Raw genomic sequence first — 15,102 nt, forward strand, 5'->3', positions numbered from 1 at the left:
AACAGTGGAGGAAGCAGGCCCATGGAATTCGGCATCGCCATGGCGACGGACGCCGAGAGCTGGCAGCTGGCGCAGCGTGCGGAGGAACTCGGCTTCCGCTCCGCCTGGTTCTACGACACCCAGATGCTGAGCGCGGACTGCTTCGTCGCCATGGGCGCGGCGGCGGTGAAGACCAGCCGCATCCGGCTCGGCACCGGGGTGCTGATCCCCTCCAACCGGATCGCGGCGGTCACGGCCAATGCCTTCGCCTCGCTGAACAAGCTGGCGCCGGGGCGGGTCGACATGGGGCTGGGCACCGGCTTCACGGGGCGGCGGGCCATGGGGCTCGGCGCCATGAGGCTGAAGGATTTCGAGGAGTATGTGCGGGTGATGCTCGCCCTCCTCGCCGAGGAAACGGTGGAGACCGAGATCGAGGGGCAACGCCGGAAGATCCGGCTGCTGAACCCCGGTCTGGGCCTGATCGACACGCGCACGCCCATGCGGCTGCATTTGGCCGCCGCCGGGCCGCGGGCCCGAGCGCTGACGGCGCGGCTCGGGGCGGGGTGGATCAATTTCTTCTCCGATGTCCCGGCCGCCGTCGCCATGCTGGGCGAGATGCAGCAATCCTGGGCGGCGGCTGGCCAAGCGGCGGGCGATCTACAGGCGACGGCCTTCGTTCTTGGCTGCGTGCTGGAGGAGGGCGAGCCGGCGGACAGCGACCGTGCCGTGGCCCAGGCCGGGCCGCGCGCCGCCGTGCTGCTGCACCGGGCGGCGGATGAGGTGCTCTCCGGCCTGCCCAACATCACCCCGGTACCGGAGAGCTGCCGGGCGGCGGTCGAAGGGTACGTGGCGCTGGCCCGGACCTTCGAGCCGAAGGATGCCCCCTGGCTGCACAACCATCGCGGCCACCTGATGTTCGTGAAGCCCGAGGAGCGGCCCTTCGTCACCGCGGAGATGATCCGCACCAGCAGCTTCACCGCGACCGAGGCGGAACTGCGGCGCCGCGTCGGCGACCTCCGCGATGCCGGCTATACCGAGTTCACCGTCCAGATCGTCCCCGGGCAGGAGGCGGCGATCGAGGACTGGGCGCGGATCATGCGGGCGTTTCGGTAAGGGCGGCCTCCACGGCCGCGGCGGTGCGGAAGAGCGCCGTATCCGCCATGGTCTCGCCGGTCAGCATCAGCCCGACCGGCGCCTCGCCGGGCCGGTGGATGGGCAGGCTGATGCTGCACCGGTCGAGGAAATTGCCGACCGCTGTGTTCCGCAGCAGCAGCAGGTTGATGCGGTTGTACTCCGCCTCCGGCTCCACCTCGGCCAGCGCCGGGGGAATGATGGGGCAGGTCGGCGTCACCATTGCGTCGAACTCCTGGCTGCGGTGGGCGACGGCCTCGCAGAGCCGGGCGCGGGCGGCGACCAGGTCGATATAGTCGGCCGCACCCATCCGCTCGCCGCGGCGGATGCGGGCGAGGATGCGCGGATCGTACTGGCTGGCCTTCTCGGCGATGAGGGCCCGGTGCCAAGCCCAGGCCTCGCTCGCGGCGAAGCCGCCCGTCGCATTCACCGCCGGCAACTCGGCGAGTTCCGGGATGTCGAAGAGCTCGATCCGCGCGCCGGCGGCGGAGAGGCGGGAAAGGGCGCGCTGGAAGGCGTTGCTGACCGTGGTGTCCATGTCGTCGGTCAGGAAGGTCCGCCGCGGAAGGCCCAGGCGAAGCCCGGCGAGCGGCCGCGCCTTCAGCGGTGGCGGGGTCTCCTCGCCGCTGATGACGGCATCGAGCAGGTGGCAGCAGGCGACGCTCCGGGCCAGCGGCCCGACCGAGTCGAGCGAGGGGGCGAGGGGCAGCACGCCGGTGTTGGGCACCCGCCGCGCCGTCGGCTTGTAGCCGACCACGCCGCAAAGCGCGGCCGGGACGCGGCAGGAGCCGCCGGTATCCGTTCCCAGCCCGCCGAAGCCCATATGATCAGCCGCCGCTACCGCGACCCCGGAGGAGGAGCCCCCTGGCAACCGTCCCGTCGCCCGGTCCCAGGGCGAGAGCGGCGTGCCGTGATGCGGATTCACCCCGAGGCCGGAGAAGGCGAACTCCACCATGTTGGTGCGGCCGATGACGACGAAGCCCATCCGCCGCAGGCGGGCGACCGTTGGCGCGTCCCGCGCCGCGGCGGGGGCATCCTTGAGCACCACGGAGCCCGCCGGCGTCGGGTGGCCGCGCTCGTCGAACAGGTCCTTGACCGTGATGGGGATGCCGGCCCAGGGGCTTGGCGCGCGGCCGGCATGGCGAAGCGCGTCTAGGGCACGGGCTTCGGCGCGGGCGGCTTCGGCATGGACGGCGGTGAAGGTGCGGCGGCCTTCGCCCGCCGGGTCGGCGATGCGCTGAAGCGTGGCATCGACCAGGGCTTCGGCGGAGATGCGGCCGCTGGCCAGGGCGGCCGCGGCATCGGCGATGTGCTGCATGGGCGGATGCTGGCCAGGATCTCCGGCCGCGGCAAGCCCGCCCGGCGGCTATTCCGTGTCGTTGGCGGCCGGCACCCGCTCGATCTCTTCCATCGCCAGCGGGAAGAGCAGAACGCCGAGCATCCAGCCCTCCAGCAGGTGAAATTCTCCGTCGTTCTCGGTTTGATCTTCGGTCACGCGTATTGCCTCTCGATCGCCGTAACCTACCGACCACTCGTTAAGACATCGATACACGGTTCAGTGAATTTCCGGCTCCGGCGTCGGTGCTCCGTGTTCCAGGAAGTCGAAATCGCAGCCCTCATCTGCCTGGCCGACATGGTCGAGGTAGAGCGAGGTCCAGCCGCGGGTGTAGCGGCGGGGCGGTGGGGTCCAGGCGGCGCGGCGCCGCTCCAGCTCCGCCGGCTCCACCAGCAGGTCGAGGCCGCGGTTCGGCACGTCGAGCCGGATCAGGTCGCCGGTGCGGACCAGGGCGAGCGGGCCGCCGATATGGGACTCCGGAGCGACATGCAGGATGCAGGTGCCGTAGCTGGTGCCGGACATCCGGGCGTCGGAGAGCCGCACCATGTCCCGCACCCCCTGTTGGAGCAGCTTCTTCGGGATGGGCATCATGCCCCATTCCGGCATGCCGGGCCCGCCCTGGGGGCCAGCCTGGCGCAGCACCAGCACGCTGTCGGGCGTGACCTCAAGCGCCGGGTCATCGAGCCGGGCGTTCATGTCGTTGTAGTCCTCGAAGACCACGGCCGGGCCCGTATGGCTCAGCAGGAGCGGGTCGGCCGCGCTGGTCTTGATGACGGCGCCGCGCGGGGCGAGCGAGCCTCGCAGGATGGCGACGCCCCCCTCAGCCTGGAGCGGCCGGTCGAGCGGGCGGATGATGTCCTCGTTGAAGCACTCGGCGCCTTCGAGGTTCTCGCCGAGCGTCGCGCCGGTGACGGTGCGGGCGGAGAGGTCGAGCCAGGGGGCGAGGCGCGCGAGGAAGGCGCGCGCGCCGCCGGCGTAGTAGAAGTCCTCCATAAGCCAGGTGTCGCCGTTTGGGCGCAGGTTGGCGATGAGCGGCGTGCGCCGGCTGATGGCATCGAACCGGTCCAGGTCGAGCTGAAAGCCGCCACGCCGCGCCATGGCAATGAGATGCGGGATGGCGTTGGTCGAGCCGCCGAATCCCATTGTCGCCGTCACCGCATTGTCGATGCTGGCCTGGGTGAGGAAGCTCGCCGGCGTCGCATCCTCCCAGACCATCTCGACGATGCGGCGCCCGGCGGCCGTCGCCATGCGGGGATGGGCCGCATCGGCCGCGGGGATGGAGGAGGCGCCGGGCAGGGCAAGGCCCATCGCCTCCACCGCCAGCATCATCGTCGCCGCGGTGCCCGCCGTCATGCAGGTGCCGAAGCTGCGGGCGATGCCGCTCTCCATGTCCTTCCACTGCGCCTGGGTGATGTTCCCGGCGCGGAGCTCGGCATTGTACTTCCACACGTCGCTGCCGCTGCCGAGCTTCTTGCCGTGCCAATTGCCCGAGAGCATCGGCCCGGCGGGGACGAAGACGCAGGGCAGGTTGGCCGAGAGCGCGCCCATGACCAGGGCGGGCGGCGTTTTGTCGCAGCCACCCATCAGCACGAGCCCGTCGCAGGGGTGGCTGCGTGCCAGCTCCTCCGTCTCCATCGCCAGGAAGTTGCGGTAGAGCATGCTGCTCGGCTTCTGGTACTGCTCCGTCACCGGATGCGCCGGCAGCTCGACCGGGAAGCCGCCTGCCTGCCAGACGCCGCGCTTCACCTCCTCCGCGCGTGTCCGGAAATGGGCGTGGCAGACGCTGAGGTCGGACCAGGTGTTGATGATGCCGATCACCGGCTTGCCACGGAAATCCGCCTCGGCAAGGCCGGTCTGCAACAGGCGGGAGCGGTGGCCGAAGGCGCGGAGGTCGTCCACCCCGAACCAGCGGTGGCTGCGCAACTCCTCGGGCCTCTTGCGGGGCATGGCATTTCCTCAACGGCAATGACTTCCGGGCCAAACTGCCAGCTGCTATAGCAGTTGTCCATGTCCGCTGGCACAATCCCGGTCGAGCCGCTTGCCGAGGAGGAGACGCTCTCGCTCGGGGAGCGGGCCTATCGGCGCCTGCGCGACGGCATCGTCCAGGGCACGCTGCGGCCGGGCAGCCGCATCTCCGAGCGCAGCATGGCGCAGGCCCTCGGCATCTCCGCCCAGCCGGTGCGGGAGGCGCTCCGGCGGTTGGAGCATGACGGCATGGTCGTCACCCTGCCGCGTCGCGGCACGGTGGTGGCGGAGATCGGGCCGGAGCGCCTGGCCGAGCTCGGCCGGATCCGCGCCGCACTGGAAGGCGTGGCCGCCGCGCTGGCCGCCGAGCGCATGTCGGGCGAGGACCTTGCGGAACTCGCTGCGATCGTGCGCAGCATGCGCGGCGCGACGGCTGCGGCCGACGCCGAGGCGCTGGCCGAGCTGAACGAGCGCTTCCATGCCATCCTCCAGGGTGCGACGGGCAACCTCTTCCTGGTGAAGTCGCTTGAGGCGCTCCGGGCCTATGACGATCTCGGCCGGCTGCGCGCGCTCGGCAGCACGCCGAAGGACATGCCGAAGGCGCTGCGCGAGCACGCCTCGATCCTTGCCGCGCTCAAGACGCGGGACCCGGCACTGGCCGAGGCACGGATGCGGCATCATGTCCTCCGCTCCCTCACGACCAACGGCGTCCTTGCCGCCCCGCGCCAGGGCCGTTGACTTCCTGAGCGGGCGTGGCGCAAGCTGCTATCTGCTATTGCAGTTGATCGGGCGGCGGAGATCGCCCTGAGGGAGGAATGATCCGATGGAGAGCGTCACCATCCGCCGCCGCCTGATGCTCGGCGCCGTCCTCGCCGCCCCCTGGATCCGCGGACGGGCCAGCGCCCAGGGCGTCACACTCCGGGCTGCCGACGTACACCCCGATGGCTATCCGACCATCGAGGGCGTGAAATACATGGGCAAGCTGCTCGAGGAGCGGACCGGCGGGCGCATCCGGATCCAGATGTTCCATTCCCGCCAGCTCGGCGACGAGAAGGACACGCTGGAGCAGACGCGCTTCGGCGTCATCGACATCACTCGCGTCAACACCGCGCCGTTGAACAACCTGGTGCCGGAGACGCTGGTCGCCGGCCTGCCTTTCCTGTTCCGCGACACCGCCCACATGCAGCAGGTAATGGATGGGCCGATCGGTGAGGATATCGGCAAGGCGACCTTGCCGCATGGCCTTGTCACCCTGGCCTATTACGATGCCGGCGCGCGCAGCTTCTACACCCGCGGCCGGCCGGCCCGGACGCCGGAGGAGATGAAGGGCCTCAAGATCCGCGTCCAGCAATCGGACATGTGGGTGGCGATGATGCGGGCCTTCGGCGCCAATGCGACGCCGCTGCCCTATGGCGAGGTCTACTCGGCGCTGCAGACCGGCGTCGTCGACGGCGCCGAGAACAACTTCCCCTCCTTCCTCACCGCTCGCCACTTCGAGGTGGCGAAGCACTATGCGCTGACCGAGCACAGCCTGACGCCCGAGATCGTGGCGATGAGCAAGCGTAGCTTCGACCGGCTTCCGAAGCCTGACCAGGAGATCATGCGTCAGGCAGCGAAGGAGAGCGTGCCGCATATGCGCGCGCTCTGGGTGAAGATGGAGGAGGACGCGCGGAAGCAGGTCGAGGCCGGCGGCGCGCAGGTCGTGCAGGCCGACAAGCCGGCCTTTGCCAAGCTGGTGCAGCCTGTCTACGACCAGTTCGTGCGCGACGCCAAGCTGAAGGCACTCGTCGACCGAATCCGCTCGGCCTGAGCGCATGCAGGCACTGCATCAAGGCCTTTCCTCGGTGCTGGCGGTCGTGGCGCAGGCTGCGATCCTCATCGCCGGCATCGCCATGGTGGCGATGACCGCGGTCGTCGCCTGGGGTGTCTTCGGCCGCTTCGTGCTGAATGACACGCCGGCCTGGGCGGAGGCCTCAGCGCTGCTGCTGATGGGCTGGGTCATCCTCGGCGCCGCCGCGGCGGGCGTGCGCGAGGGCTTCCACATGGGCTTCGAGACGCTGCGCGACACGCTGCCGCCGGGCCTCGCGCTGGCCTTCCACATCGTCTCGGACCTGACCATCACCGTCTTCGGCGCCGCCATGGCTTGGTACGGCAGCGATCTCGCGCTCACCGTCTGGAATGCGACGCTGCCGACGCTCGGCCTGCCGGGTACGGTGGAATACCTGCCGATCACCCTCGGCGGCGCGCTGATGGCGCTGTTCGGGTTGGAGCGGCTGGTGGCGCGGCTGGCAACGGGCCGGGCGCCGGTCGGCCTGCCGGCCGATACCATCCTGACCGATAGCTGAAGGCAACCGCCGTGGAACTCACCCTGCTGCTCGGCAGCTTCACGCTGCTGCTGCTGATCGGCGTACCGGTTGCCTTCTGCCTCGGCGCCGCGGCCTTCGCCACCGTGCTTTACATGGAACTGCCGCCGATCGTGGTGTTCCAGCAGCTCTCCTCGGGCATGAACGTCTTCTCCATGCTGGCGATCCCCTTCTTCATCTTCGCCGGCGACCTGATGATGCGGGGCCAGATCGCCGACCGGCTGGTGGCGCTGGCTGCCGCCATGGTCGGGCATCTGCGCGGTGGGCTCGGGCAGGTGAACATTGTCGCGGCGACGCTGTTCGGCGGCGTCTCCGGCTCGGCCGTGGCGGATGCCAGCGCGGTTGGCGGCGTGATGATCCCGCAGATGAAGGCGCGCGGCTATGCGCCTGATTACGCCGTCAACATCACGGCGAATGCCGCGCTGATCGACCTGCTGATTCCGCCCAGCCACAACATGATCCTCTACGTCATCGCGGCCGGTGGGGCGATCAGCGTGGCGGACCTCTTCACCGCCGGCATCGTCCCCGGCATCGTGATGATGGCCTCGCTGATGGTCGTTGCCTGGCTGGTGGCGGTAAAGCGCGGCTATCCGCGGGAGATTTTCCCGGGCTGGGCGATCCTGGCGCGGCTGGTCTTCAACGCCATCCCCGGGCTGATGCTCATCGTGATCATCTTCGCCGGCGTACGCAGCGGCGTCTTCACCGCGACCGAGAGCGCCTGCGTGGCGGTGATCTATGCGCTGCTGGTGGTGCTGCTGGTCTATCGCAGCCTGAGCTGGCAGGGCTTCGTCCATGCGGTCGGCGGGGCGGTGCGGACGACGGGCATGGTGATGCTCATCATCGGCACGGCCTCCGCCTTCGGCTGGCTGATGGCACTGCTGCAGGTGCCGGCGCAGACGGTGGCGCTGATGAAGGACATCACCGACGACCCGCTGATGACGCTGCTCATCATCAACATCGTGCTGCTGCTGCTCGGCACCTTCATGGACATGGCGCCGCTCATCATGATCGGTACGCCGATCTTCCTGCCGGTGGTGAAGGCGATCGGCATGGATCCGGTGCAGTTCGGCATCGTGCTGATCGTCAATCTCGGCATCGGCACCATCACCCCGCCGGTCGGACCGGTGCTCTTCGTCGCCTGCGCGGTCGGCAATGTTTCGATGTGGGATGCGACGAGGACCTCCGCCCCCTTCTATGCGGCGATGGTCGTGGTGCTGCTGCTGGTGACCTATGTGCCGGCGCTGAGCCTCTGGCTGCCGGCGCTGTTCAGATAGGCAGCGCGCCGGGCACGGCATCGCCGTGCCACAGCGTCTCCAGCAGGGCGGAGGCCGGGCCGGCGCCGAGGACGGGGGCCACCAGCTCCTCGAATTTCGCCGAGAGATCGGCATCCGAGAGCGGGGCGTCCGGGTCGCCCTTCCGGGTCGGCTGGAAGCGGTCCAGCACCCGCCCGTCGCGCAGGGTCAGCCGTACCCTCGCGGCGCGCCGCGAGGGATAAGCATCGGCCAGTTCGGGGTCCAGCTCCACCGTCACCCGCGGCATGATGGCGCGGATGGCCGGGTTCGCCAGGTTCTCGGGCGCGAAGGCGGCAAGGCGGACGCCGCCGAGCACGAGCAGCGCGCCCATGCAGTACTGGGTGGAGAAACGGCATTCCTGCTCGGTCCGTGCCTCGGGCCGGTCGCAGACGGTCTTGGTCGGCCCATAGCCGCCGACATGGATGGCGGCGACGTCATCGGGACCGAAGCCATGCTCCCGTCTCAGGTCATCGACCGCATCCAGACTCGCAAAAATATGGCCACAGCAGCCATGGTTCTTGAAGGTCATCTCGGTGATGCAGATGCGTCGGCCGAGATCGGTGAAGGCCGCCTCCCACTTGCCGGTATCCTCGCTGGTCGCCGCCGCGAAGCCCTTCGGCCCGTGCAGCACGTCGAGCGCGCCGGTCACGCCCGCCGCGGCGCCGATGGCGGCCAGCGCCCCGGCCTCGGCAGCATGGCCGGGATGCAGCGGCTTCGACATGCCGTCGGAGAGGAAGGCTTGTTGCAGCCCGCCGGCGAAGGTGGCCGCCGTGGCGATGGCATGGGCCATCTGCCGGGCGTCGCAGCCGAGCACCAGCGCGGTTGCCGCCGCGGCGCCGAAGGTGCCGACGGTGCCGGTCGTGTGCCAGTTCCTGTAGTGGCTCGGCTGTACCGCCATGCCGATGCGGCAGGAGACCTCGTATCCGGCGGCGACGGCGCGCAGCAGCGTCTCCATCCCGCCGCCCTGCTGCTGGATGGCGGCAAGGGCAGGGGGGATGGTTGGGCAGGCAGGGTGATAGCCGGCATCGCGAAAGATGTCGTCGAACTCGACCGTGTGGCTCGCCGTCGCGTTCAGCAGCGCGGCGTGGCGCAGCGGCCCTGGCTTGCCGTCGACATAGCAGATGGAGCGGCCGGGGCCGCGCTCCGCTGCCAGCGCCGCGGCGAGCAGCGTGGCGGGCGGGCGGGAGCAGCCGGGCAGGAGGGCCGCGAACCAGTCGATCAGCGCCCGCCGCGCATGGTGCGCGACCTCGGGCGCTAGCGGCCGGTCACGCCAGGACACGGCGTGATCGGCAAGGACCAGCAGCGGATTCTCCATGCCCTACCGCTACGCGTTGCCGCGCAGCACCTCCTGGTTGATGACCACGTCCGGGTCGAGCTTGCCGTCGAAGACCTGCAGGATGCTCTCTGCGCAGGACAAGGCCATTCGGCGCAGGCTTTGCTCCGTCGCCGCAGCGGTATGCGGGGTGACGATGACGTTCGGCAGCCTGAGCAGCGGGTTGTCGGCCTGCGCCGGCTCCTCCCAGAAGACGTCAAGGCCGGCGGCGGAGAGATGCCCGCTGGTCAGCGCGCCGGCGAGCGCCGCCTCGTCCACCAGCGTGCCGCGGGCGGTGTTCACCAGCACGGCACCGCGCTTCATGCCGGCGAGGAACTCGCCGTTGACGGTGCCGCGCGTCTTCTCGTTGCTGGGGAGGTGGATGGTGACGACATCCGCCTCGGCCAGCCCGGCCGCCAGGTCCTTCACCGGGCGGAAGCCGGCGCCCTTGATGGTGTTCTGCGGGATGAAGGGGTCCCGCACGAGCACGTTCATCCCGAAGGCTGCGGCCAGCCGCGCCACGCGCCCGCCGATGCGGCCGAAGCCCATCACCAGGATGGTGCGGCCGGCAAGGTCGAAGGTCGCCGGCACCGGCGGATTGCTCCAGCGCAGCTCGCGCGTCGCCGTGTCGTAGAAGCGCGCCTGCCGCGCAACGTTGAGCAACAACATCATCGCATGCTCGGCGACGCTGACCGCATTGGCGTCGGGCGTCACGGTCAGCGGGATGCCGCGCTCGGTCAGCGCCGGCACGTCCACCGCGTCGTAGCCGACGCCGTGGCGGGCGACGATGCGGAGGTTCTTCGCATGGGCGAGGAAGGCGCGGTTGATCGGCGTGGCGCGGACGATCACCGCCTCCGCCTTCGGGATGGAGGCGGCGATGGTTTCCTCGTTCACCGGGTCGAGCACCTCGACCGTCACGCTCTCCCGGGCGCGGAGCAGGGCGAGGGCCTCAGGATGGACGGGGCGCAGGCAGACGACATGCGGCATCAGGGCGGCCTTGCTATGTTGGGTCGCATTTTCCGAGTCGTCCGGCGCTCGCGCCGGACTTGAAAATGCTCATTGCAGATGGGCGGCGGGGCCGAGCACGGCCTCGCGCATGCGGGCTTGGAGAATCGAAGCCTCGCGCGGCGGCAGGACCAGCGGCACCGGCGCCTCGTCGATCTTCACCTGGGCGAAGATCGGGCCGGTGCCGGCATGGATCGCCTCGCGCAGGAACGTCACCTCCTCGGCGGTCCGGACCAGGCGGCAGTCGCCGATGCCGGCGCCGCGCGCCATGGCGGCGAGGTCCACGCCATGGCGCGTCGCCGTCTCCTGCATGCCCGTCTCGCCGTAATGCTCGTTGTCGAGGACGATGATGGCGAGGTTGCGCGGCCGCTGCACGGCGATGGTGGCAAGGCTGCCGATACCCATCAGCATCTCGCCATCGCCGGTGATGACGGCAACTGGGCGCGAGGGCTGTGCCAGCGCTAGGCCGAGGCCCATCATCGCGGCGGCGCCCATGCCGCCCCAGAGCGGCAGGTTCTCCGGCACGTCGCCAGCGGCGGTGATGTCCCATGCCGGAGCGCCGAGGCCGCCGATCGCCAGCAGCCCGCCGCGGTCCCGCAGCAGTTCCGCGACCACGTCGCGGCGGAGGAGCTTGCCCGTAGGTCCGGTGCGCATGGCGGTCACTTCCCGAAGGTCTTGGCGCCGATGACCCGCTGGCCGATCAGGGTCGCGGTCGGGCGGTAGGTGTTGAAGGCCATCCGCAGCGTGGCGTTGACGGTCGGCGCCACATCCTCCGGCGCGTCGGCGCGCTTCACCAGCGTGCCCATCGCCTCCAGTACCTGCTGGGTGGCATTGCCCATCGGCACCTGGAAGGGGTTGAATTCGCCGTAATCGCCCCGCATCGTTACGATCATCGGCAGCGGCGTGCGGTGGGCGATCGGCACCGAGAGCATGTTGATGCAGTTGCCGACGCCGGAACTCTGCATCAGCAGCACGCCCTTCTCGCCGCCGAGCCAGGCACCGAAGAGCATGCCGATGCCCTCCTCCTCGGTGGTCAGCGTCACCACCCGCATGTCGTTGTCGGCGAGGCAGCGCTTGATGAGGCGCGAATGCCCGGCATCGGGCACCAGCGCCACCTGGCGGATATCGTGCTCCTTCAGCAGGCCATAGATCTCGTCGGGCCAGTCCTCTGCGGCGTCCGGCATGCGTCTCCCCCTTAGGTCTTGAGGCATCCTCCCGCCGCCCGGCCGCGCTGGCAAGAGCGGCCCGGGGCTTGCTACACACCGGCCATGGGCTTTGCGCATGCCGTAGGCGGCACCCGCTACCTCTTCCCGGACCTCCGGACCCTGCTGGCGCGGGCGACGCCGCTGCGCTCGGGCGACGTGCTGGCCGGGGTGGCGGCGGCGACGGCGCAGGAGCGGGTGGCGGCGCAGCGGGCACTGGCCGACCTGCCGCTGCGGCATTTCCTCGACGAGGCGGTGATTCCCTATGAGACCGACGAGGTCACGAGGCTGATCCTCGACCGGCATGAGCCGGCGGCCTTCGCCCCCGTCGCGCATCTCACCGTGGGCGGCTTCCGCGACTGGCTGCTCGCCGCGGAGCCGGCGGCGCTGGCCGCCCTCCGCCCTGGCCTGACGCCGGAGATGGCGGCCGGCGTCTCCAAGATCATGCGGCTGCAGGACTTGGTGGCAGTCGCGGCCCGGTGCCGCGTCACCAGCCGCTTCCGCAACACGCTCGGCCTGCCGGGACGGCTTTCCCTCCGCCTTCAGCCGAACGACCCGGTAGACGACCCGCGTGGCGTCGCCGCCGCCATCCTCGACGGACTGCTGCTGGGTGCCGGCGATGCGGTGATCGGCGTCAATCCTGCGACCGACAATCTCGAGACCACGATCCGCCTGCTCGACCTGCTGGACGCGGTGCGGGAGCGCTATGCCATCCCCACCCAGTCCTGCGTTCTCGCCCATGTCACCACCAGCCTGCTGGCGATGGAGCGCGGGGCGCCGGTCGACCTCGTCTTCCAGTCGATAGGCGGGACGGAGGGCGTGAACCGCAGCTTCGGCGTCTCCCTCGCCCTGCTGCGGGAGGCGCAGGACGCTGCACTGGCCTTGAAGCGCGGCACGGTCGGCACCGATTGCATGTATTTCGAGACCGGCCAGGGCAGCGCCCTCTCGGCCGAGGCGCATCACGGCTGCGACCAGCAGACCATCGAGGCGCGGGCCTATGCCGTCGCGCGGGAATTCTCGCCCCTGCTGGTGAATACCGTCGTTGGCTTCATCGGCCCGGAATACCTCTTCGACGGCAAGCAGATCACCCGGGCGGGGCTGGAGGACCATTTCTGCGGCAAGCTGCTCGGCCTGCCGATGGGGGTGGATGTCTGCTACACCAACCATGCCGAGGCGGATCAGGACGACATGGACGCGCTGCTGACCCTGCTCGGCGTGGCCGGGGTCACCTATGTGATGGGCGTGCCCGGGGCGGATGACGTGATGCTGGCCTACCAATCCACCTCCTTCCATGACGGGCTCTACCTGCGCGCCGCGCTCAGCCGGAAGCCGGCGCCGGAATTCGAGGATTGGATGGAGCGCATGGGCATCGAGGCGGCGAGCGGGGCCGGGCAGTTGCCGCTGGCCCCGGCGCTGATCGGCCTGACATGACGATGCCGACCCCTTGGGTGGAGCTGCGCCGCTTCACCTCGGCGCGCGTGGCGCTTGGCCGGGCCGGGCATGGGCTGCCGACCGCGGCGCATCTCGACTTCCAAGAGGCGCATGCGCGGGCGCGGGATGCGGTGCATTCGGCGCTCGACCTCGATGCGCTGGAGGCGGCGCTCGGCCGGCCCTCCATCCGCGTCGCCAGCCAGGCGGCGGATCGCCGGGCCTACCTCCTGCGTCCCGATCTCGGCCGGCGGCTGAGGGAGGCGGATCGCGCCAGCCTGCCGCCGGCGCCCGGCGCCTTCCTCTTCGTCGTGGCGGATGGGCTTTGCGCCATTGGCGTGCAACACCAGGCCCCGGCGCTGATCGCCGCCGCCCGGCCGCTGCTGGAGGCGGCCGGCCTCGCCCTTGCCCCCATCGTCCTCGCCAGCCAGGCCCGCGTCGCCTTGGGCGACGAGATCGGCGAGGCCATGGCCGCCGCCATGGTGGCGGTGCTGATCGGCGAGCGGCCTGGCCTGTCGGCAACCGACAGCCTCGGCCTCTATCTCACCCTCGGGCCCTCCCGCGGGCGAACGGATGCCGAGCGCAACTGCATCTCCAACATCCGCCCCGGCGGCCTCGCGCCCGAGGCGGCGGCGGAGAAGCTGCTCTGGCTCGCCGGCGCCGCGCGGCGCTTGGGCGCCACCGGTGTCGCCCTGAAGGACGAGCAGCCCAACGCGCCGCGTCTCGCCCCATGATCCGGGTCACCCACCGCATCGCCATCGCCGAGGATGAGCTGACCGAGGACTTCATCCGCTCCTCCGGCCCCGGCGGGCAGAATGTCAACAAGGTGGAGACGGCCGTGCAGCTCCGCTTCAATGCCAGGCTCTCGCCCAACCTGCCCGATGCGGTGCGGGCGCGGTTGGAGCGGCTGGCGGGGCACCGGCTGACGCAGGACGGCGTCATCATCATCACCGCCCAGCGCTTCCGCACGCGGGAGCGGAACAGGGAGGATGCGTTGGAGCGACTGCTCGAACTGATCCGCGAGGCGGCGATCCCACCCCCTCCGCCGCGTCGGCCAACCCGGCCGACCCTGGCCTCGAAGAAACGGAGGCTGGAGGGGAAGGCGAAGCGGGCGGATGTGAAGAAGGGGCGGGGGCGGCAGCCGACGGACTGATCCTGGGGAAGGCCTTGCCTTCCCCAGACCCCATGCACCAGGCAGGAATCCGGCCTGGACCGGCTTCAGTCCGCTAGTCGTCGAGGGCGGAGGCGTTGTCGATCCAGTTGCCGAGGGCCAAGCCGCCGTCCACGGGCAGGAATGCGCCGGTGACGTAGGGCATGCAGCGGTCCGACAGCAGCGGCACCACGGCTCGGGCGATGTCCTCGGGGCTGCCGACCCGGCCCATCGGCACCTTCCGCGCCAGCGCCGTGAAATCACCCTGGAAGCCGCCGCCTGGAATCGCCCCCGGCGCCACCGCGTTCACCCGGATGCCGGCCGGACCGAAATACCGCGCCAGCTCCCGCACCAGCATCACCTGCCCGGCCTTGGCGGCGCTGTAATGCGGCAGGTTGCGCGGCGTCCCTGCATGCAGCGAGGCGACGAAGACCATCCGCCCGCGCAGCCCCGCTTGCACCATCCGCTGCCCGAGGGTGCGGGCCAGGAAAAAGCCGGAGCGCAGATTGGTGTCGACCATGGCATCCCACTCCTCCGGCGTGACGGCGCCAACCGTCTGCCGCTCCGGTCGCGGTGGGGAGGCGCTGTGGACCAGCATCGCCACCGGCCCCTGTGCCGAGGCCGCCTCCGCCAGGGCGGCGTGGCCCTCGGCGCTTGCCAGGTCGGCCTGGAGGAACTCCGCCGCCACCCCGGTCGCCCGCAGCGCCGTCACCACCGCCTCGCCACGATCGCCGTGGAGGTCGCTGGCCAGGACCCGGGCGCCGCAGCGGCCGAGCCATTCGGCGACGCCGCGACCGATGCCGGAGCCCGCCCCGGTCACCAGCGCCGTCTCCCCGGCGAATAGGTCGGCAGGGTAGGGGTTGTCCTTGGTCATCGCTCTTGTCCTCCCGTCGCGCTGGCAGGCGCGCTGTGCTAGCCCTGTACGAACCGTCGAGTACA

Annotated in this window: 16 protein-coding genes; 8 read left to right on the forward strand and 8 right to left on the reverse strand. The window is 70.4% G+C overall.

The window, feature by feature from the left end:
• Positions 1–21 precede the first annotated feature (21 nt).
• A complete protein-coding gene (locus JMJ56_RS10435; RefSeq protein ID WP_202831564.1) occupies positions 22–1,092 on the forward strand; it encodes an LLM class flavin-dependent oxidoreductase in 1,071 nt (356 codons plus the stop codon).
• Here the strand turns inward: JMJ56_RS10435 and JMJ56_RS10440 are convergent.
• The 3 genes from JMJ56_RS10440 to araD are packed head-to-tail and all read right to left on the reverse strand — an operon-like array spanning position 1,073 to position 4,393.
• The gene (locus JMJ56_RS10440) at positions 1,073–2,428 is read right to left on the reverse strand and encodes an amidase (RefSeq protein ID WP_202831565.1); all 1,356 of its coding nucleotides are present in this window, start codon (positions 2,426–2,428) and stop codon (positions 1,073–1,075) included. The genes JMJ56_RS10435 and JMJ56_RS10440 overlap by 20 nt on opposite strands.
• A 48-nt stretch (positions 2,429–2,476) precedes the next feature.
• Positions 2,477–2,605, reverse strand: coding sequence for a hypothetical protein (locus JMJ56_RS34825; RefSeq protein ID WP_255359969.1), 129 nt, complete (start codon positions 2,603–2,605; stop codon positions 2,477–2,479).
• 60 nt (positions 2,606–2,665) lie between these two features.
• Positions 2,666–4,393 (reverse strand): L-arabinonate dehydratase, encoded by a 1,728-nt coding sequence (gene araD, locus JMJ56_RS10445; RefSeq protein WP_202831566.1) that lies wholly within the window; start codon positions 4,391–4,393, stop codon positions 2,666–2,668.
• Positions 4,394–4,453: 60 nt separating this feature from the next.
• Here araD and JMJ56_RS10450 point away from each other — a divergent pair, with 60 nt between their 5' ends.
• From JMJ56_RS10450 to JMJ56_RS10465, 4 genes are all read left to right on the forward strand, one after another.
• The gene (locus JMJ56_RS10450; protein ID WP_202831567.1) at positions 4,454–5,149 is read left to right on the forward strand and encodes a GntR family transcriptional regulator; all 696 of its coding nucleotides are present in this window, start codon (positions 4,454–4,456) and stop codon (positions 5,147–5,149) included.
• A gap of 85 nt (positions 5,150–5,234) precedes the next feature.
• On the forward strand, positions 5,235–6,221 hold the full coding sequence (locus tag JMJ56_RS10455) for a TRAP transporter substrate-binding protein (RefSeq protein WP_202831568.1): 987 nt from the start codon (positions 5,235–5,237) through the stop codon (positions 6,219–6,221).
• Positions 6,222–6,225: 4 nt separating this feature from the next.
• Positions 6,226–6,756 (forward strand): TRAP transporter small permease, encoded by a 531-nt coding sequence (locus JMJ56_RS10460; RefSeq protein ID WP_202831569.1) that lies wholly within the window; start codon positions 6,226–6,228, stop codon positions 6,754–6,756.
• Positions 6,757–6,767: 11 nt separating this feature from the next.
• Positions 6,768–8,048 (forward strand): TRAP transporter large permease, encoded by a 1,281-nt coding sequence (locus JMJ56_RS10465; protein WP_202831570.1) that lies wholly within the window; start codon positions 6,768–6,770, stop codon positions 8,046–8,048.
• Here JMJ56_RS10465 and JMJ56_RS10470 read toward each other — a convergent pair.
• The 4 genes from JMJ56_RS10470 to JMJ56_RS10485 form a co-directional block, all read right to left on the reverse strand.
• Positions 8,041–9,381, reverse strand: coding sequence for an MmgE/PrpD family protein (locus JMJ56_RS10470; RefSeq protein WP_202831571.1), 1,341 nt, complete (start codon positions 9,379–9,381; stop codon positions 8,041–8,043). The genes JMJ56_RS10465 and JMJ56_RS10470 overlap by 8 nt on opposite strands.
• A 9-nt stretch (positions 9,382–9,390) precedes the next feature.
• Positions 9,391–10,365 (reverse strand): hydroxyacid dehydrogenase, encoded by a 975-nt coding sequence (locus tag JMJ56_RS10475; protein WP_202831572.1) that lies wholly within the window; start codon positions 10,363–10,365, stop codon positions 9,391–9,393.
• A gap of 69 nt (positions 10,366–10,434) precedes the next feature.
• Complete coding sequence (locus tag JMJ56_RS10480; protein WP_202831573.1) at positions 10,435–11,037, reverse strand: thiamine pyrophosphate-dependent enzyme; 603 nt, start codon at positions 11,035–11,037, stop codon at positions 10,435–10,437.
• Between the two features lie 5 nt (positions 11,038–11,042).
• A complete protein-coding gene (locus JMJ56_RS10485) occupies positions 11,043–11,567 on the reverse strand; it encodes a phosphonopyruvate decarboxylase (protein WP_202831574.1) in 525 nt (174 codons plus the stop codon).
• Between the two features lie 84 nt (positions 11,568–11,651).
• On the opposite strand from JMJ56_RS10485, the gene JMJ56_RS10490 reads away from it, so the two are divergent.
• The 3 genes from JMJ56_RS10490 to arfB are packed head-to-tail and all read left to right on the forward strand — an operon-like array spanning position 11,652 to position 14,166.
• The gene (locus JMJ56_RS10490) at positions 11,652–13,016 is read left to right on the forward strand and encodes an ethanolamine ammonia-lyase subunit EutB (protein WP_202831575.1); all 1,365 of its coding nucleotides are present in this window, start codon (positions 11,652–11,654) and stop codon (positions 13,014–13,016) included.
• Between the two features lie 2 nt (positions 13,017–13,018).
• Entirely contained in the window at positions 13,019–13,747 is a 729-nt protein-coding gene (gene eutC, locus JMJ56_RS10495) for an ethanolamine ammonia-lyase subunit EutC (protein WP_456318786.1), read from the forward strand.
• Positions 13,744–14,166, forward strand: coding sequence for an alternative ribosome rescue aminoacyl-tRNA hydrolase ArfB (gene arfB, locus JMJ56_RS10500; protein WP_202831577.1), 423 nt, complete (start codon positions 13,744–13,746; stop codon positions 14,164–14,166). The genes eutC and arfB overlap by 4 nt, the downstream gene beginning before the upstream one ends.
• A 73-nt stretch (positions 14,167–14,239) precedes the next feature.
• On the opposite strand, the gene JMJ56_RS10505 is transcribed toward arfB, so the two are convergent.
• Entirely contained in the window at positions 14,240–15,037 is a 798-nt protein-coding gene (locus JMJ56_RS10505) for an SDR family NAD(P)-dependent oxidoreductase (protein WP_202831578.1), read from the reverse strand.
• Positions 15,038–15,102: the final 65 nt, after the last annotated feature.

Origin of the sequence: Belnapia arida (assembly GCF_016773205.1) — a bacterium.
Classification (GTDB): domain Bacteria; phylum Pseudomonadota; class Alphaproteobacteria; order Acetobacterales; family Acetobacteraceae; genus Belnapia; species Belnapia arida.